Origin of the sequence: Martinezella lusitana, from assembly GCF_900094565.1 — a bacterium.
GTDB classification, from domain to species: Bacteria; Pseudomonadota; Alphaproteobacteria; order Rhizobiales; family Rhizobiaceae; genus Rhizobium; species Rhizobium lusitanum.
In genome coordinates, this window is sequence record NZ_FMAF01000007.1 from 189,150 (window position 1) to 207,320 (window position 18,171).

Genomic DNA, 18,171 nt, shown 5'->3' on the forward strand with positions numbered 1-18,171 from the left:
TAATGAAATACCTTACCGGAATTCTCGCGGCCGTGATGATGGTCGCCACATTCGCCGTCTCGACGGTCGTGCGCGCGGAGGAAAAGAAATGGACGCATGTGACGATTGCGACCGAAGGCGCTTTCCGGCCATGGAACTTCACCAAGGCCGACGGAAGCCTGGATGGCTATGAAATCGAGCTGATCAAATATTTCTGCGACCATATGAAGGTCGAATGCACGACTGTCATCCAGCCCTTCGACGGCATGATTCCCGCGCTCAATGCCGGCAAGTTCGATGCCATCATTTCGGGCATGTCGGCAACCGCCAAGCGCGAGGAAGTCATCGCCTTCAGCGATTCCTACGGCACGACCGGCCAGACTTTTGCGACGCTGAAAGATTCCCCGCTTGTCGGCCTGCCGCTGAAGGGCGAAGTCTTTTCACTGGCGACGGACGAGGCCGGAGCGGCTGCGGCGGTAAAGCAGCTCGAGCCGATGCTCAAGGGCAAGACGATTGGTGTGCAGACGGCATCGATCGCAGCGACCTTTCTCGACAAATACCTCAAGGGCGTGGCCGATATCCGCGAATACAAGACCACCGAGCAGCACGATCTCGATCTGAAGGCCGGTCGCGTCGATATCATCATGGCGTCGATGGCCTATCTCTCGACGGCGGCGGCAAAGCCGGGCAACGAGGACATGATTGTTGCCGGGCCGCGCTTCCAGGGCGGTCTTCTCGGCCGTGGCAGCTCCGTCGGCTTGCGCAAGGAGGATACGCAGCTGAAAGCGATGTTCAATGATGCGATCGCGGCTGCCAAGGCCGATGGCACGATCGCCAAGCTGTCGGCGAAATGGTTCGGCTTCGACGTCACGCCGAAGTGAGGCTTTCCATGGTGGGGTGAATGTGATGGACCTGACGGCCGGTTACCGCCGTCGGGCCGTTACTCCGGTGACCTTTTCAGCAATGTACCGGTTGCTCCGCCCTACATTCTGCAACAAGATTTCCCATAAATTTCACCGGTTAGAAACATTCGGAAACAATCGGAGCCAAATGATCGGATAATTACTCACGCAGAGAAATCACCTTTGTTGCGGAGTCCGATCGCCGATGCTTCTTCTAAATCCATGGCGGCGAGAAAAGCTGAGCCATATCGTTGTGACGACCTTTCACGAGGAGGGTTATCGCGATTACGGCAAAAAATGCATAGAGACATTCCTCACTCACTGGCCGAAGGACATCTCCCTCGTTGTCTATGCCGAGAATGTTGTGATCGAGGAGAAGGATCGCCGCCTTCTGGTGTTCGACCACAATGAAACCTTGCCGCGGCTGCGTGATTTTCGCAAAGCCTACGGTGAAAATCCGCAAGCCAACGGACTGCGCCCCTCGGCCAATGGCTTGAAACGCGATTTTCGCTGGGACGCCGTTCGGTTTTCCAACAAGGTTTTTGCGGTCGCCGATGCCATCAGGCGCTATCATACCATGGTCGATCAACTGATATGGCTCGATGCCGATACGATCACCCATAGGGACATTCCAAGAAACTTCGTCGACAAGATCGCGCCGCGTGGAAACCAGCTTGCCGCCTATTTGAACCGGAGAATATATCCGGAGTGCGGATGGGTGGGGTACAATTTGCGCCATCGCGAGATATTGACCTTCGTCGAACGTTTCGAAGGCGCCTACACGTTGGGCTATTTTCTGACCCTGAAGGAAAGCCACGACAGCTTCGTCTTCTGGAAGGTGCTCCAGCAGATGGAGGGCGATGGGGAAGCTCGTTTCAAGCGGCTCGGCTCGAACTTGACGAAGACCCACGTCTTCATCAATAGCGTTCTGGGCAGCTACATGGATCACCTCAAGGGAGACAGGAAGCAGGCCGGAAAGAGCCGCAGGAGCGATCTGAAATGGAACCGGCGCGAGGCCTGGTGGCGATAATGACGGATAATCGCGCTAGCGACGGACTCCGCATCCGCATTTTGTAGGTAGCTACTGCATATAGGCGAGTTGTCATTATCTCGCGCAAGCGGCTAATCTGGATGGGACAAAGAATTCGGAGATTCATGTACACCAATTCGATTCTGCCTGCAGATGTCGCCGTGGTGCTGGGGTTGATGTGGAACATCATCGCCTCGCTCGCCGCCTTTTGGGCCACGGGAAAATATCCACGCATGCGTTTGGTTTTTCATGGGCTCGCCTGCTTCGTTATCCTGCTCTCCCCCTTGACGGCGATGATTCTCGGTTTGCCCGGTCTGCTTCCCGAGGAGGAAGAAAGCCCAGGAGCGCGTTTTGTGTTTTTGCCGCTTATCTTTGAGGCGGCAATCGTCCTGCTGCTATATTGTTTGGCTGGAGCAATGCTGCTTCAAAATCGGTTCATTCGGCGATGGCGGACTGGCGCCGTAGCGATCAATCCCGTTAAGCCACCGCGGAAGTCATCGCGCGCATCTTCAAGCCCCGTCGCATGGTCGCGCCACCGGGGCAAGGGTCTCGGATAAAGCGAGTGCCTATTCTCGATGTGATTTGGGTTGGATCGGTTCTCTTGCCGCCCCGTCCGTTATGTCGGCATGAGGGATCGTCAGAAAGGCCTCCAGCGTCTGTACGATGCTGGTCGACCTGTAAGATATCGAGTCGACCTCGGAGCTTTGCAGGATCAGCGAGCGGATACGATCCATGAGAGCGGCATCCGGTGGTTGGCCGTCACCCACCATTTCGACCTTGATATAGACTGAAGACATAGACCCCCCGTCGCTGTCCCATTGTTTATTTCCAGCCACTCGCAAAGTGTCCATCAGGCGCGGACTGTTGTCATATCAGCAATTTATCATATTGCGAATAGACCCCAGTATGCCATGCTACGGTGCGGCGATTAAGCGACGCTGAATTGCATACTCATGCCGGCGGCAATTCTGTCGAGATCGGTTGATGTGACGCTGGGGCCATGATGCGCCCCGTTTAAAACTCTGCACAGCCGCGGTCGCGTTCAGGCAGAGTTCAGGCGAACCGTCGTATTGCTACCTGTGTCCAATAGATAGGAAATGGGGGTAAGGGAATGTTTGAACGTTTGGTACGACTCTCTCGCGTCGCCTTGGTAGGGCTGGCCGCGATGCAATTGATGACCTCGGTCGCAATGGCGCAATACTACGGCGGCGACGATGATTACGGACCGCCGCGATGGCAGCGTGACCAGGGCCGGGATTGGAATCGCCCGCCAAGAGGCTGGGATCGCGATCGCGAGCGGGGCGGCTGTGACCGCGGCGAACTCATGCGGGCCGCGCGTGCGGAAGGTTTTCGGCGCATCGATTCGGTCCAAAGCGACGGCCGACGCATAGTCGTTCGCGGCTGGAATGATGGCGGCCCCGACCGCATGGTCTTCGCCAACCGGCGCGGTTGCCCGTCTCTCAACTGATGCTCAAAGTGTGCTGTAAGCTGGAGCCGATGGTAAATCGGCTTCCGCTTACCTCCGCACATACACCCCTTCCATTGGCTGGAAGGATGGGCTTGGCCCCAGCTCTTCAGTTATGCTTGTTCGTGGCGCGGACAAAGCTTACGCAATGGCGAATTTTGTTTTCGCGGGGTCCGTGCTGGGGTCATGCCGGGATTTGACCGGCGCGTCGATGCCGTCGGCCTGCCGCTTGATCATGAAATGCCAAGAGACACCCCAGGCATCCCGCACCCGGCCGTATGGCTCCGTCGAACGGCCTATGTGAGCGCATCCCGTAGCCGGTCTGCTTCAGCCTGCGCCTCGCATTCGACGGTAATCTGGGAGTTGTGGTCGAAGCAATCGAATGGCCCCGCCTCGAAGCCCATATATGCTCGATCGCCGAGCGTAAAGCCTGCGAACTTGACGCTACCGGCCGGTCCGTTTGGATCGCTGTCCAGAATGTTCGACACCCACCCGATCGATGAGCCAGGGATCAGCGACGTATAGAATGCGATCGCCGCTTCCATATCCTGCCGAAACCAGAGATGTTGTCATCGGAGGCTTTCTCCTTCGTGACCCGGCCTGGATGGGCACACGGGCTGAGGGAAAGCGGTCGTTTAATTATAATTCATGCCGCCGACGGGCCGCTTTCTTGTTGGTTTTGTTGAGCGGCGGCGCCGGCGGCATGACAGAAGAGTTACCGGAACCCGTACGCGCTCACCCCTGCGACGCGCGGACGGCTATGCAGAACTAATTTCCCGTAACTCTTCCAGCAAGCGCCATGACGTAGTCGTCTGCTATATCTGCCAAGGTCAGAGCGACCTCCGGCTCGTTCCAGCCTGCGGCAAGCACCACCTGCACGAAGTCTCGAAATGCTACTGCAAGGACTTCCTCCCGCTCGACAGCGCGGTAGGCGTCGGTGGTGGAATGTTGCGGCCTGCTGATCTGTATTGTCTGACGGGCGGATACCATTAATATGCTCCCCAAAGATCGTTTTACTGGACGCAGAGTACATTCGTCATGTACTCAGCCTTTTTAGCTGCACGGTTATTCTGCTTCTTTTTTAATGGGTTACGCGTAGCCTGTCGTTAGCCACGCATCCGGAAACTTGCAGCAGCGTACATTTTCGCAATCACTTAACTATGATCCGGAGGCTTTGGAGGGGAGCGGTCGTCAATGCATGCGCTCATGCCGCGCGAAACATCGGCGCGTCCGGCGAATTGATGATTTATGTGAGATGCCCGCAGCGTTCAGCGGCTGTGACCAAGCGTTCTCAGCCATTCTTCGAAAGAATGAGCCCCCTCATCGTCTTGCGATAGCGGGAATGGGCGCCCGAGATAGGGCTGCGAGATAAGATTCCTGGCCTCACGCGGGCTGTAGCCGAACTCCTTGCTGAAGGCGCGGCTGAAATGTGCGGCGGACGAAAAGCCGACTGCATAGGCGATGTCGAGGATCTGTTGCCGATTGGAGGGGTCGCTGAGCGCGGCATGCGCGGATAGAAGGCGGCGCCGCTGAATATAGTGATGCACACCGCCATCCTGTTCGAAGATCTGATACAGTCTGGTGCGGGACATGCCGAGCTCGCGGCATATCTGCTCCACCGTCAGATCGCTCGCGGCAAGATTGCGCTCGACGAACCGCCGCACCCGCTCCATCAGGGCAAGGGTGCTATGGTGTTCAGTGTCGGCAGACTGTGCCGCCGAAGCTGCAGCGCCGGCCCAAATTATCCCGCGCACGGTTTGGACAACATGGGGCAAATCCGTCGCTACAAAGTTTGGAAGATTGGCTACGATACTATCGAGATACTCGATCAGCAATCTGGTGAAGGTCCCCGAAAGGGCAGTATTGTTTTTGATCTCGACTGCGGCAGGGGCGTCGGACAGCAATGCACGCGGCAAAAAGAGCGACAGAGTTTCGGCGTCGGTGGAACGCCCCCGAAAGGGGTGTCCTAGCGATCGCAGTTCGACCTTGCCCGGCTCGCCTTCGCTGACATACCCATCCACCTCCGTCCATGTCCGGCCGCTGCGCAGCACGGAAACATGCCAGTGATCGATGAGATCCGCTTTTACCTTCGCTTGCGAGCGCATGTAGCTGTGTGCTGGCGCACTCTGCTCAACGATCAGCATGCCCCCCAAATTCCATGCCGTGTGGTCGGCGACAAATCCGGTTTCCCGCGGGGCGTTGTCTGGAAGCCGAGTGTCTACGAGGGGCGCCACATACGCCTGCCATGCAGCAAATTGTGTTTCCGGTTCAAGATCATGTGTGGAGAACAGCAACGGCTTCAGTATTGAAGGTGCTTGTGACTCTTCGCCGCCAACTTTCGGCGGACGCGGAAAGCGACGCCTATCGCGCGGCGAGGTCTTCGTCTCCTCGCTCCGCGCATCTTTCTTGGTTTCGACCACGGGAGATTCTTCTTCGCGTCGAAAGTCAGGCAATCTGGCCTCCCCAAATGGCGTCAGGACAGAACAGAATCGTCATCGTGAATCCGCATCCATTGTTAGCGCAAAATCGCACTCTGTTAAATCGGAGGTCGTCCAAGCCTGTTCCGGGTCGTCGTTTTCGCAGAGATAGCCTGCCGTAAGTTGTGCTGAGGCCTCGCATATTACGCCTCCCACACATTCATTTGTTGCGGACTTTAAAAAAAACAAGGCTGGAGGGAATGTTAGCCTATCGCTCCCACGGGGATTACCCGAAGGTTTCGATAGGTCGGCCCGATTCGTTGCCGTTTGCCGCCAGCTAAAGAATACTAACATGTCGACCATATTGCCGCCAAACGGGAGTGATGCATTCACAGGCGCGCTTGTCGTTAAGGCCGACATGCCGGCTACCTGCATCTGACGCGAAGGCATCTGACATATGATGATAGATAGGCGCTCCTTCCTGATCGCAACAACCCTTGCGATGATGTCCACGAGGGTACGGGCGGCACCATCGGATACCAGCATCCCGCTATGGCCAGGCCTGCCTCCGGGCGGCGGCGGACCATCGGGGCCTTTCGAAAGCGATGGCAAGGGCGCCGTCAGCAATATAGCCGTGCCAAGTCTCGAGGTTTTCTCGCCTGCGCAAGCGAACGGAGCCAGCATCCTCATTGCCGCCGGCGGTGGCTATAAGCGTATCGAGATGGAGAAGGAGGCTTATCCGGCTGCCCGCTGGCTGACGAACCGCGGCATCACCGCTTTTGTTCTGACCTATCGCCTGCCGAGAGAAGGATGGAATGACGGCCCGCTGGCGCCGCTTCAGGATGCACAACGCGCCCTGCGCATCATTCGAACCCAGGCGGAGCGCCGTCGGCTGGATCCCTCGCGCATAGGGGCTCTCGGTTTCTCGGCCGGCGGTCATCTGATCGGTCTGGCGGCGGCGCGGTCGGCCTTCGCGTCCTACCAGCCGATCGATACGATCGATCGCCAATCCGCGCGTCCCGATCTGGCAACGCTGATCTATCCGGTCATCACGCTTGAGCCACCCTATGACCACACCTCCGCCCGCCGTTCAATGATCGGCAGTCATCCGGATGCGGAAGCCAGCGCGGAGTGGTCGGTCGAGACGCATGTCCGCTCCGGCTGTCCGCCAGTCTTCCTGGTGCAGGCCGAGGATGATCCGATCTCCAATCCGGCAAATACGCTGATCATGGCGGATGCCTGCCGAAAAGCGGGTGTTCCGGTCGAGCTGCATCGGCTTCCGAGCGGCGGCCACGGCTTCGGCATGGGAAGACCGGGGACGCCAAGTGCCGCTTGGCCCGATTGGTGGGAGCAGTGGCTGCGCGCCAATCGTCTTCTGTCATGAGGAACCGCACGGAAGGCGTTTGCGCTGTCGATGTTTCTCGATGCAGCAAAGGGCGCCTTTCGCGGCCCTTTGCAAAGCCGGTCTGAAACTATTCCGTTTTTGTTGTGCCTTCGAGCGGGCTGGCGGAGTAAGGTCGCCATCATCTTCTTGAGGCATGGATGATGGACCACAAGCGCCACAGAATACGCGAGCTCGGTTTCGCGCCCGGTCATTTCGAACCCGGCCCCCTCAACGCGATCACCGATGTTGCCGGTGTGCATGTGGGGCATGTCACATGCCGGGAAGGCGAGCGCACACGCACCGGAGCGACCGCGATCCTGCCGCATGGCGGCAATCTTTTCCAGGACAAGGTCCCTGCCGGACTTGCCGTCTTCAACGGCTTCGGCAAGTTTGCCGGCGTCACACAGATCATCGAACTCGGCGAGATCGAGACGCCGATCGTCCTGACCAATACGCTGGCCGTCGGGCGAGGCGTAGAGGCTATCATCCGCCACACCCTCGCGCAGCCGGGTAACGAAAAGGTCGTGTCGGTCAATGCGGTGGTCGGCGAGACCAACGATTCGCGTCTCAACGATATTCGCGCCGCTCGCCCGAGCGTCGATGAAGTTCTACTTGCGATCGATACCGCGACATCAGGGCCGGTAGAAGAGGGTGCGGTCGGTGCCGGAACCGGAACGGTCGCTTTCGGCCTGAAAGGCGGAATCGGAACGAGTTCGCGCCTCGTGCCTGTCGGCGCGGAGGCCTATCGGCTGGGCGTGCTTGTCCAATCCAACTACGGCGGCCGCCTTATTGTCGCCGGACGTGATTATGCTGCGCTGGCGGAGCACGACAAGGACGGTTCCATCGTCATCGTACTAGCGACCGACGCGCCGCTCTGTCCGCGCAATCTCGAAAGGCTGGCGCGCCGTTGTTTCGGCGGGCTTGCCCGCACCGGCGCGGCTTTGAGCAATGGCTCGGGTGACTACGCGCTCGCCTTTTCGACGGCAGAGGCGGTGCGGCGTACTCCCGAACGCCGCAAGGGCGTGAGTTTGATCCCTACATTGGGCAATGATGCCGTCTCGCCGCTGTTCGAAGCCGCGATCGAAGCTACCGAGGAAGCAATCCTCAACTCTCTCGCCATGGCGACGGAGACCAAAGGTTTCAACGCCGCGACCGGCAAAGGCTCGGTTGTCGGTACGATCAGCCTTCCCCATCCAGGTCATTGATGACCGTAATTTTCTGATTTCGCATCATACGGAGTTTTCATGTCTGCCGCGACAATCCGCACCGTCTATCTCAACGGTGCCTTCCTGCCCGAGAACGAGGCGCGTCTTTCCATCTTCGACCGGGGATTCCTGTTCGGCGATGGCATTTACGAGGTCACTGCCGTGCTGGGCGGCAAGCTGATCGACAGCGCCATGCACATGGCGCGGCTCCAGCGCAGCGTAGGTGAGATCGGCGGCCGTCTGCCTATCACGACTGACGAGATCGTGGCGATCGAGAAGCGTCTCGTGGAAGCAAACCACCTCACTGAGGGGCTCGTCTATCTCCAGTACACGCGCGGTGTCGAAGACCGAAATTTCTTCTACTCCGAGGATCTGGAGCCGACGCTGGTGCTCTTCACGCAGGCAAAGACGCTCGAACATGTCGCAGCCGTCGAAAAGGGTCTCAAGGTGAAGTCCATGCCGGATCAGCGCTGGGCGCGGCGCGACATCAAGAGCGTCTGCCTGCTGCCGCAGGTGCTGGCCAAGCGCGCCGCCAAGGCGGAAGGCTTCGACGAGGCCTGGCTGGTCGAGGATGGCATGGTGACGGAGGGTGCGTCGTCGACGGCCTATGTCGTGACGCGTGACGGCCGCATCGTGACGCGCGCCAACAGCCACGCGACTTTGCCCGGCTGCACCAGGCTTGCCGTGCTGGACCTCGCGCGCGAGGCGGGATTGGTGCTGGAGGAGCGGCCCTTCTCCGTCGAAGAGGCCAAGACCGCCGCCGAAGCCTGGCTGACGAGCGCCTCCAACTTCATCGTCTCGATCACCAATATCGATGGCGTTGCCGTCGGTGACGGGATGCCTGGCCCGATGTTCAAGCGCCTTCGCACGCTCTATATGGAAAACGCCCGGCGCACCGCGATCTAAGCCTGCCGCAAGGATCGTCCGATCGTCAGGGCTTGTCGAGCATCGACCAGACACGCCCGACGATCGGACGGCGGTTCTCGCGCGAGCGATAGAGGCGGATTTCCACCTCGATATTCCATTCGGGATCGGCGGCACGCACCAACCGGCCATCGGCAAGCTCGGTATTGACCAGGCTTTCGGGGATCCACGCGAGCCCGAAGCCGGCTGCGGCCATGCCCTTCAACCCCACGGACATGCTGCCGACATGTACCCGGTTTTCCGCGGGCAGCCGCTCCCCGAAGGCGCCGGCCACCAGTTGCCCGAAGAAGGACGTCTTCTGATAGCTGACATGGCAGAAGCCGGGCTCCAGGCGATGCAGCGGCACCCCTCCGGCGCCCGCGGCGCTCACCGGCAGGATGGTTTCCCGGCCGAGCGTGTGATGTTCGAATTGTGGATCGAGCAGCATCGGCACATGCGGGTGCTGATAGGTGAGCAGGAAATCGCAGTCCCCGTCGATGAGGGAGTTCAGATTCTCTTCCATGGTGCCGGAGTCCGGGCGCAGATGCGAGACCACGGGTCCGATGCGCGTGTTGAGCCGGCTTAGCCAATCAGGGAAGAAGGTGAAGGAGAGGGTATGCAGCGCGGTCAAGGTCACGGTACGCGCATCCGTGCCATCCTCGTGCTGAAGGTTGCGTCGCGCCTGATAGAGCGCCTGCAGCGTCTGCTCCGCCACGGGTACGAAACGCTCGCCTGCGGCCGTCAGCCGCGAAGGATAGGTGGCTCGATCGATCATGCTCGTCCCGACCCAGCCCTCCAGTTGCCGGATGCGGCGGCTGAAGGCGGATTGCGTCACATGGCGCTCGTCGGCCGCTTTGGAAAAGTTCAGCGTCCGCGCCAGCGCCAGAAAATCTTCAAGCCATTTGACTTCCACTCGAAGCTCCCAAAGAAACCGGCTGTCAAAGCCCGCCTCTCCTTGGCCCGAAAGGGCGGGGAATGCAATCAGCCGGCGCGGCGATATTCAATCATTCGTGCTCGAGCGAGCACCAGTTCGAGCCTGTCCTCGCCTAGAAGGTGGAGGCAGACCCGCTTGGTCCAAGGCCCATCCGTCAGCGTGAACAGATAGCGTCCGGCACCCAGCGCGCGCAGCGGCATGCGCTGGCGCACCGGGCCGACGCCCATGACGACATTGCCGCCTTCGATCTCGAGACGCGCGCCCTCCGGCGAGTCCCAGGCACCGCGTAGCGAGGCCGACACTTGGTGCTCTCCGACACGCAGGAAGCGGCGCTGGGCATGTCCGATTTCCCCGACGATCGCGTCGCCCTCCATCGTCAGGCGCATCGGCGACGAGGCCGAGCGGGAGGAGACCGAGGATCCCTCATCCTCGTAGACGGTTTCGTCGGCATCGAGATAGGTCACCGTGCTGCCGGCGACCTTGATCCACCATGGCCCGTTCTCCGTCACATAGGTGCCATCGCGAAGGGCGGTCGAGGGACGCGGCAAGGCCTCACCCGTCAATGCCGCCATGCACTCGAGTGCGATCTTGTAGCCGTTGGTATCCTCGCGGTTCGATACGACCGCAAAGCCGCCTTTTCGAACCGGATCGAGCAGGAAATAGCTTTTGTAGCCGGGATGGGAACCGCCGTGACCGATAAGAGAGCGGTTGCCGAGCATGGTGCGGCGCAGGCCGAGGCCGTATCCGCTCGGCCTGCCATCGGCGAGCTGCCGTGGTGCAGACAACTCGTCGAGTACTCCGGCAAAAGCCCCTTCGCCGCGAAGTAATCCCATCAACCATTTGGCGAGGCTTTCACCGCTGCCGGTCATGCTGCCGGAGGCGGAAATATGCAGGCCGGCGGCCGAAAGCTGCCAGCGCTCGCCGTCGCGCCAATAGCCTGGAACCAGGCCGGCAACGGGGTCGTTCCAGACATCCGGCGCGTCCAATACGGCATCTGTTTGCGCACCCAGCCGTCGAACGAAGTCTCGAAAGAATACCCCGTGACGCTCGAATGCGGCTTCCACGAGCCGGTAGCCGGTATTGGAATAGGAGATCTCCGTGCCCGCCTCGTAGTTCAACCGCGTCTGGCGCGCCAGGAAATCGAGCAACGGGCCGGCTTTCGTCTCCGTATAGACAGACAGGCCAAGCAACGTCAGGCATTCGCGCGTGTCAGGCAAGCCTCCGCTCATGTCGAGAGCGCGGCCAACGGTGACATCGCGAAGAGGTGCCTGCAGTTCAGGCAGATGCTGTCCGAGCGGGTCGCCGAGACCGATCTTGTCGGAATGGGCGAGCACCATGGCGCAAAAGGCGTGCTTCGTCACCGAGGCATAGCGGACGACGCTTGCCGCGGTGAAGGGGGCGAGCGTCGAAAGGCTTTCCACGCCGCCATATTCGGCAAAGCGAATGCCATGCGCATCGAAGCCGATGACGGCGCCGCCCGGCTCATCGCTTCCCCAATTTTGCGCGAATTGGGCTGCGCAGGACTGCGCCGCCTTCCAGGTTCCCGTTTCGGACATGCATGCCTCGCAAATGCAGATTAGACCGGTTCCGCTTCCTCGAACTCGATGCTCAGACGGCGCAGTTCCTGCGTATGGGGGTGGGTGACGTTGCCGCGCCGCAAATCGTCGGCCGTGACCTGCTCCACCATCTGGCCATCGATCATAACGCCGACGTCGGTGCAGAGATGGGCGATCACGCCGAGATTGTGGCTGACCATCACATAGGTGAGCTTTCGCTCAGCGCGCAGATCGGACAGCAGGTTGAGGATCTCGGCCTGAACCGACACGTCGAGCGCGCTTGTCGGCTCATCGAGCAACAGGATCCTGGGGTCGGCGATCAGCGCGCGGGCGATGGCGACACGCTGGCGCTGGCCGCCGGAGAGCTGGTGCGGATAGCGGAAGCGCGAGCTCTGCGGCAGCGCCACGTCCGAAAGCGCCCTGGCAATACGCTGGTCGACGTCGCCCATGCGGTGAACCAGCGGCAGCTCGCTCAGAATGCGGTCGATCGTTTGGCGCGGATGCAGGGAACCGTAGGGATCCTGGAAAACCATCTGCACCTTGCGGAAGAAATCCGGCGTGCGGTGTTGCGGAGCTGCTTCGTCATTGAAGGCGATGCGCCCCATCCAGCTGGTGTTCAGGCCGGCCATGGCGCGCAATACGGTCGATTTGCCGGAGCCGCTTTCGCCGACGATGCCGAAGCTGCCGCCTTCCTCGACCTTGAAGGAAACGCCCTTGACGACTTCACGCTCGCCGAAACGGATGCGTAGATTGTGGATCTCTATCGTCATTTCAGCCACTCCGGATCACGCTCGAGAATGGGCAACCGCTCTTTCGGGTGGGTGAGCGAAGGAATGCAGTTCAGCAGGCCGCGCGTATAGGGATGAGCAGCAGACAACAGTTCCGATGCCTTCAGCTCCTCGACAACGCGCCCGGAATACATGACCGCCACCCGGTCGCAGAAATGCGAGACGAGCGGCAGGTCATGACTGATCAGCATCAATCCCATCGAGCGCTCGGAGACAAGCTCCTCGATCAGCCGCAGGATTTCCGCCTGCACCGTCGCGTCCAGCGCGCTTGTGGGTTCGTCGGCGATCAGCAGTTCCGGATCGGGAGCCAGCATCATGGCGATCATGACGCGCTGGCCCATGCCGCCTGAGACTTCATGCGGATAGGAGGCGGCAACCGCCTTCGGGTTGCGGATCTTGACCTGCTCCAGCAGATTTACTGCCGCTTCCGCCGCCTCCCGGCGGCTGCCGCCCTTGTGCGTGCGCCATGACTCGGCAACCTGATTGCCAATGGTCTTAACGGGGTTTAGCGAGTATTTCGGGTCCTGCAGGATAAAGCCTGCCCGTTTGCCGCGGATGGTGCGCATCTGCTTTTCGCTGGCCGACACGATGTCGATGCCATCGAAGGAAAGCTTGTCGGCTTCGATGCGGGTTTGCCTTGGCAGGAGTTTCATCAGCGCGCGTGCCGTCAGGCTCTTGCCCGAGCCGCTTTCGCCGACGATGCCGAGCTTCTCGGCACTGAGGCGCAGCGACACACCCTTGACCGCAGGTGCGAAGCCCGTGCGCGTCTTGAAGCCGATGCGCAGATTGTCGATCTCGACCAGCATGGATCAGTTCTCCTTCGGATCGAGCACGTCGCGCAGCGCATCGCCAAGGAAATTGAAGGCGAGCGAGACGAGGAAGATGGCGATGCCGGGGATCGTTGCGACCCACCACTGTTCGAAGATAAAGCGCTTTGCGGTTGCGATCATCGCCCCCCATTCCGGCGACGGCGGCTGTGCACCCATGCCGAGGAAGCCGAGGCTTGCGGCCGTGATGATGATGGAGCTCATGTCGAGCGTGACGCGAACGATCAGGCTCGGCATGCACAACGGCGCGATATGCCGCATGATGATGCGCCAGGAGGAAGCGCCGGTCAGGCGATAGGCGGCGATGAAATCGGCGCCGCGCACGGTCAGGGTTTCGGCGCGCGCGAGCCGAGCGTAGGGCGGCCAGGCGGTGAGCGCGATCGCCAGCACAGCGCTTTCGACACCCGGCTTCAGGGCGGCCACGAAGGCAAGCGCCAGCACCAGTCGGGGAAAGGCGAGGAAGATGTCGGTCAGCCGCATCAGCGCCGTGTCGACCACGCCGCCGAAATAGCCGGCGATGCAGCCGATGGCGAGGCCGATCGGCGCCACGAGCACCACCACGGCGATGACCATGCCAAGCGTCACGCGGCCGCCAAAGAGCAGGCGCGCGTAGATGTCACGGCCGAGCTCGTCGGTGCCAAGCCAATGAGCCGCGCTCGGTTTGGCAAGTCGATTGGCGAGATCCTGGGTGGCCGGATCATGCGTGGCGAGCCATGGCGCGAGAAGCGCAAGCAGGATGAAAAGCAGGATGATCGACAGGCCGATCATGCCGAGAGCGTTGCCCTTCAACCCCAGCCAGATGCGATAGCGATTGCCCCAGGCGGCCTGGCGCCGGGAAGTGGGGGACTCGTCGAGCGCCCAATTGCGGAAGGTTGCCAGCATCATCGCACCCTCGGGTCCAGCAGACGATAAAGGAGATCGGCAACGAGGTTGAGCCCCACATAGATAATGCCGATCAGGAGTGTGGTGCCGATGACCGGGTTCATGTCGCCGTTCATCAGGGAGGCGGTCAGATACTGGCCGATGCCGGGCCAGGAAAAGACCGTTTCGGTGACGACGGCGCCCTCCAGCAGGCCAGCATAGGTCAGCGCCAGCACGGTCACCAACTGCACGGCGACGGTCGGGAAGGCATGTCCCCAGATCACCCTGCTGAGCGAGAGGCCTTTGGCGCGCGCGGTGATCACGAATTCGCCCTTCAGGGCATCGATCATGAAGGCGCGCGTCATGCGGGCGATATAGGCCATGCTGAAATAGGCGAGGATGCAGACCGGCTGCGCCATGTGGGCAAGCGCATCCCGGAAGGCATCGAGATCGCCGGCAAGCAGCGTGTCCACGGAGAGCAGTCCCGTGACCGGCGCGATCATTCCGTCATAGTTAATGTCCTGCCGCCCAGGCCCAGGCGCGATGCCGAGCGCCGAATAGAAGACGAGCAGCGAGATGAGGGACAGCATGAAAACCGGAATGGAATGGCCGGCGAGGCAGACGACGCGGATCGCCTGATCCGTGAGGGTCCCCTGCCGCACGGCTGCCCAGACGCCAAGCGGAATGCCGATGATCGCGGCGAGAATGAGCGCTGCGGTCGCCAGTTCGAAGGTCGCCGGAAAGAAGCGGGCAATATCCTGCGACACCGGGTTTTTCGTCAACACCGACATGCCTAGATCGCCATGCAGAAGCTGATTCAGGTAATGGAGAAACTGTACCGGAAGAGGCTGGTCGAGGCCCATTTCGGCCCGCACGCGAATGACCACCGCCTCCGGCGCATTGTCGCCGACGGCAGCAATGACCGGATCGACCGGCATGACGCGGCCTATAAGGAAGGTGACGACCGTCAGCCCGAGCAGCGTCAATACGATGCTGCTCAGGATGGCGGAGAAGGATTTGAGCCGTCGGGTCAAGCCTTGCTGGTCCCCTGATAGGAATTGGCTTCTGAGAGAGCACCGAGCTGGAAGCCGGAGACGGCTTTGCTGCACGCCGCGGTTTTCATCCATTGGAACATGAAGATGAAGGGGCTGTTCTGCATGTGCTCGCGCTGGAGCTCTTCATAGAGGGCGATGCGCTTGGCCGGGTCCTTCTCGTCGCGGGCGGCTTCGGCCTTGGCGGCGAAATCGTCGTTCTTGTAGCGTGAACGCCACAGGAAGGGCTTGCTCTTGGCGTCGTCGGAATTGTCCTTGTTGATGGTGAAGACTTCGCCGTTGGAGTTCGGATCGAAATAATCGGTGCCCCATGCGGAGAGCGCCATCTCGTGCTGGCGGCCGCGCATCTTCGTCAGCACCTGCCGGTTTTCCGCCGATTGCAACTTCACGCGAATGCCGATCTCGGCAAGGTTCGCCTGGATGGCCTGGGCGAGGTCAGGATAGGGCTGTGCGGCGTAGTGATCCATCGTCACGTCGAAACCGTCGGCAAGCCCGGCTTCGGCCATCAGCGCCTTCGCCTTTGCCGCATCCTTCTGGAACGGCGTGTCGCTGATCGCTGCCGGGAAACCTTCCGGCTCGAAGCTCTGGTGGACCTTATGGGTCAAGGGCACGATGTTTTCCTGCATGCCCTTGTAGTCGAGCGCCCATTTGACGGCCTGCCAGACCTGAGGCTTTGCCAGGTTCGGCACACCCTGATTAAGGGAGATGAGAACCAGCGAGGCGATGCTCTTGGTGACCAGCGTGAAATCGGCATCGTTCTGAATGGTGCGGAGCTGCTCGGAGGTCAGATCGCGGGCGATATCGGCATCACCCTTCTTCAGCATCAAAAGCTGCGAGGCGGGGTCGGTGACATGGCGGAGGATGACGCGCTTCAGATTGCCCTTGTAGGGGCCATGCGGGTTGAGCGTGAGCGACACGGATTCGCTCGCCTTCCAGGCCTGAAGCTGGAAACTGCCCGAGCCGGCGCTGTTCTTCTGCAGCCAGGCATTGCCCATGTCGCCATTTGCCTCATTGGCGAGCACGACCTTCTTTTCGACCACGGCGGCGATGTTGGCCGAGAGGCAATAAAGCAGGAAGGCGATCGCGGTGGGCTTCTCGGTCGTCAGGGTCAGCGTCTCGGCATCCTTGGCGACGATACGGCTTTCGACGTTCTCGGCGGTGAAGCCGAACTGATTGATGATGAAGGCTGCACCCTTGTTCATCTTGATCGCGCGCTGCAGCGAGAAGGCGACATCCTCTGCCGTCACCGGCGCGCCGCTTGCAAAGCTTGCCTTGGCGAGCTTGAAGGTGAAGACCTTGCTGTCCGCATCGGCCTGCCAGGATTGAGCGAGCACAGGATCGACCTTGGAGGGATCATCGGTGTTGGGACGCACCAGCTTCTGATACATGTTGCTGATCACTTCGCCGCCAACGGCCTCGAAGCTTTCATGAGGGTCGAGGCTCGTCATGTTGTCGAGCTGCTGGGCAACGACAAGCACATCTTTCGGCGTCGCGGCAAATGCGGTCTGTGCTAGATCGAGATAGGACAGGAAGGGCAGCGTACCGCTGCCGATGAGAAACTGGCGTCTAGAAACCATGCGAAATCCCCTTTCACTCTTTTGGCAACAGCTCTATGCCAAGCATGGCGAGACTTGGTACGGTTCTGTCGCTATCGTATTTTCGCCAGCTTCTCTAACAGCGCGTCTTGCGAGCGACTAATTCCGTTTTTCGCAGACCCTATGCGCGGTTTGCATTTGCCCACCCCTCCGAGCTTGCCTAGGCAGGCATCCACTACAATTTTTGGAATGAGACATGACAGAATCCTCGATAATTCCAGTATTCGACGGCCACAATGATGTGTTGCTGCGGCTGCGGCGCGATGGCCTCAATTCCGTCAACGCCTTTCTGAATGGCGAGGCTGCGGGGCATATCGATCTGCCGCGCGCGCGTCGCGGCGGGCTTGCAGGCGGGCTTTGCGCAGTGTTCATTCCGTCTCCGGATCAACCCCGCGATGGGAATGGTGACTTTCCGGCTCCCTCGCAGCCCCAGGCGCTGAACGAGACTTTGGCGATGTTTCGCCTTCTTCTCGCAATCGAGGCTCAGTCCGATGGCGCAGTAAAGGTTTGCCGGTCGGCCAACGACATCCGTAGTTCCATCGCCGATGGCCGGTTCGCCGCTGTTTTCCATATCGAAGGGGCAGAAGCGATCGCGGCCGATCTCGATGCGCTCCATGTCCTTCATCAAGCCGGGCTGCGTACGCTCGGTCCGGTATGGAGCCGGCCGAACGTCTTCGCTTATGGCGTGCCTTTCCGCTTTCCCTCGACGCCGGATATCGGGCCCGGCCTGACCGATGCCGGCAAAGATCTGATCCGCGCCTGCAATGAACTGCGGATCATGATCGATCTCTCGCACATGAACGAGCAGGGCTTCTGGGATATCGCGAAATTGTCGAAGGCGCCGCTTGTCGCCTCGCATTCCAACGCACACGCGATTTCGCCCCACAGCCGCAATCTGACGGACAAGCAGCTCGATGCGATCCGCGATACCGGCGGTCTGGTCGGCATCAATTTCGGCGTGCTGTTCCTGCGTGATGATGGCGTCAGAAATGCCGATACGCCGATTGAGCTCCTCGTCCGTCATATCGCTTACATCGCCGAGCGGATCGGCATCGAGCATGTGGCGCTCGGCTCCGATTTCGATGGCACGACCATCCCGCAGTCGCTTGGCGATGCCAGCGGCCTGCCGAAGCTCATCGACGCCCTGCGCGCCCATGGTTTTGACGATCAGGCGCTCGGAATGATTGCCCATGAAAACTGGATCCGCGTGCTCGAACGCACTTGGGGCGCCTGAAACCCGCGGCGGCGCCGCGCGTAGAGCTTTGAACTTGCG

19 protein-coding genes are annotated in these 18,171 nt (G+C 60.5%); 8 read left to right on the forward strand and 11 right to left on the reverse strand.

From position 1 onward, the window contains the following. The first annotated feature begins 2 nt into the window (after window positions 1-2). From GA0061101_RS17315 to GA0061101_RS17325, 3 genes are all read left to right on the forward strand, one after another. The gene (locus tag GA0061101_RS17315) at window positions 3-860 is read left to right on the forward strand and encodes a transporter substrate-binding domain-containing protein (protein ID WP_092574280.1); all 858 of its coding nucleotides are present in this window, start codon (window positions 3-5) and stop codon (window positions 858-860) included. Window positions 861-1,086: 226 nt separating this feature from the next. After that, the gene (locus tag GA0061101_RS17320; protein ID WP_037191520.1) at window positions 1,087-1,911 is read left to right on the forward strand and encodes a hypothetical protein; all 825 of its coding nucleotides are present in this window, start codon (window positions 1,087-1,089) and stop codon (window positions 1,909-1,911) included. A 125-nt stretch (window positions 1,912-2,036) separates the two neighbouring features. Next, window positions 2,037-2,468, forward strand: a complete 432-nt coding sequence (locus tag GA0061101_RS17325; protein ID WP_047639722.1) for a hypothetical protein — start codon at window positions 2,037-2,039, stop codon at window positions 2,466-2,468. 9 nt (window positions 2,469-2,477) lie between these two features. Here GA0061101_RS17325 and GA0061101_RS17330 read toward each other — a convergent pair whose 3' ends face one another. Then, on the reverse strand, window positions 2,478-2,708 hold the full coding sequence (locus tag GA0061101_RS17330; RefSeq protein ID WP_092574282.1) for a hypothetical protein: 231 nt from the start codon (window positions 2,706-2,708) through the stop codon (window positions 2,478-2,480). Between the two features lie 314 nt (window positions 2,709-3,022). Between GA0061101_RS17330 and GA0061101_RS17335 the strand changes: the two genes are divergently transcribed. Continuing rightward, window positions 3,023-3,379: a hypothetical protein gene (locus GA0061101_RS17335; protein WP_047555513.1), complete on the forward strand. Its 357-nt coding sequence runs from the start codon at window positions 3,023-3,025 to the stop codon at window positions 3,377-3,379. 293 nt (window positions 3,380-3,672) lie between these two features. Here GA0061101_RS17335 and GA0061101_RS40110 read toward each other — a convergent pair whose 3' ends face one another. The 3 genes from GA0061101_RS40110 to GA0061101_RS17350 form a co-directional block, all read right to left on the reverse strand. After that, window positions 3,673-3,921 (reverse strand): VOC family protein, encoded by a 249-nt coding sequence (locus GA0061101_RS40110; protein ID WP_244655292.1) that lies wholly within the window; start codon window positions 3,919-3,921, stop codon window positions 3,673-3,675. Between the two features lie 223 nt (window positions 3,922-4,144). Then, window positions 4,145-4,366 carry a hypothetical protein gene (locus tag GA0061101_RS17345; RefSeq protein ID WP_037191508.1) on the reverse strand — a complete coding sequence of 74 codons (222 nt, stop codon included), beginning with the start codon at window positions 4,364-4,366 and terminating at the stop codon, window positions 4,145-4,147. A 278-nt stretch (window positions 4,367-4,644) separates the two neighbouring features. Further along, the gene (locus GA0061101_RS17350; RefSeq protein WP_037191506.1) at window positions 4,645-5,796 is read right to left on the reverse strand and encodes a helix-turn-helix domain-containing protein; all 1,152 of its coding nucleotides are present in this window, start codon (window positions 5,794-5,796) and stop codon (window positions 4,645-4,647) included. 457 nt (window positions 5,797-6,253) lie between these two features. Between GA0061101_RS17350 and GA0061101_RS17355 the strand changes: the two genes are divergently transcribed. The 3 genes from GA0061101_RS17355 to GA0061101_RS17365 all read left to right on the forward strand — a co-directional run bounded on the left by GA0061101_RS17355 (window position 6,254) and on the right by GA0061101_RS17365 (window position 9,288). Then, complete coding sequence (locus GA0061101_RS17355; RefSeq protein ID WP_092574367.1) at window positions 6,254-7,177, forward strand: alpha/beta hydrolase; 924 nt, start codon at window positions 6,254-6,256, stop codon at window positions 7,175-7,177. Between the two features lie 161 nt (window positions 7,178-7,338). After that, window positions 7,339-8,382, forward strand: coding sequence for a P1 family peptidase (locus tag GA0061101_RS17360; RefSeq protein ID WP_092574368.1), 1,044 nt, complete (start codon window positions 7,339-7,341; stop codon window positions 8,380-8,382). 39 nt (window positions 8,383-8,421) lie between these two features. Beyond that, on the forward strand, window positions 8,422-9,288 hold the full coding sequence (locus GA0061101_RS17365) for a D-amino-acid transaminase (protein ID WP_092574284.1): 867 nt from the start codon (window positions 8,422-8,424) through the stop codon (window positions 9,286-9,288). Window positions 9,289-9,313: 25 nt separating this feature from the next. Here the strand turns inward: GA0061101_RS17365 and GA0061101_RS17370 are convergent, their stop codons facing one another. The 7 genes from GA0061101_RS17370 to GA0061101_RS17400 form a co-directional block, all read right to left on the reverse strand. After that, window positions 9,314-10,198, reverse strand: a complete 885-nt coding sequence (locus GA0061101_RS17370) for a LysR family transcriptional regulator (RefSeq protein ID WP_037191495.1) — start codon at window positions 10,196-10,198, stop codon at window positions 9,314-9,316. A gap of 68 nt (window positions 10,199-10,266) precedes the next feature. Beyond that, a complete protein-coding gene (locus tag GA0061101_RS17375) occupies window positions 10,267-11,775 on the reverse strand; it encodes a serine hydrolase domain-containing protein (RefSeq protein WP_092574286.1) in 1,509 nt (502 codons plus the stop codon). A 20-nt stretch (window positions 11,776-11,795) separates the two neighbouring features. Beyond that, window positions 11,796-12,545 carry an ABC transporter ATP-binding protein gene (locus tag GA0061101_RS17380; RefSeq protein WP_092574288.1) on the reverse strand — a complete coding sequence of 250 codons (750 nt, stop codon included), beginning with the start codon at window positions 12,543-12,545 and terminating at the stop codon, window positions 11,796-11,798. Continuing rightward, window positions 12,542-13,369 carry an ABC transporter ATP-binding protein gene (locus GA0061101_RS17385; RefSeq protein ID WP_092574289.1) on the reverse strand — a complete coding sequence of 276 codons (828 nt, stop codon included), beginning with the start codon at window positions 13,367-13,369 and terminating at the stop codon, window positions 12,542-12,544. The genes GA0061101_RS17380 and GA0061101_RS17385 overlap by 4 nt, the downstream gene beginning before the upstream one ends. Before the next feature lie 3 nt (window positions 13,370-13,372). After that, window positions 13,373-14,275, reverse strand: a complete 903-nt coding sequence (locus GA0061101_RS17390; protein ID WP_092574291.1) for an ABC transporter permease — start codon at window positions 14,273-14,275, stop codon at window positions 13,373-13,375. Further along, the gene (locus GA0061101_RS17395; RefSeq protein WP_092574293.1) at window positions 14,272-15,285 is read right to left on the reverse strand and encodes an ABC transporter permease; all 1,014 of its coding nucleotides are present in this window, start codon (window positions 15,283-15,285) and stop codon (window positions 14,272-14,274) included. Before GA0061101_RS17395 ends, GA0061101_RS17390 begins: the two co-directional genes overlap by 4 nt. Then, a complete protein-coding gene (locus tag GA0061101_RS17400; RefSeq protein WP_092574295.1) occupies window positions 15,282-16,880 on the reverse strand; it encodes an ABC transporter substrate-binding protein in 1,599 nt (532 codons plus the stop codon). Before GA0061101_RS17400 ends, GA0061101_RS17395 begins: the two co-directional genes overlap by 4 nt. A gap of 214 nt (window positions 16,881-17,094) precedes the next feature. On the opposite strand from GA0061101_RS17400, the gene GA0061101_RS17405 reads away from it, so the two are divergent. Continuing rightward, window positions 17,095-18,132 carry a dipeptidase gene (locus GA0061101_RS17405; protein ID WP_092574296.1) on the forward strand — a complete coding sequence of 346 codons (1,038 nt, stop codon included), beginning with the start codon at window positions 17,095-17,097 and terminating at the stop codon, window positions 18,130-18,132. The last annotated feature ends 39 nt before the right edge of the window (window positions 18,133-18,171 follow it).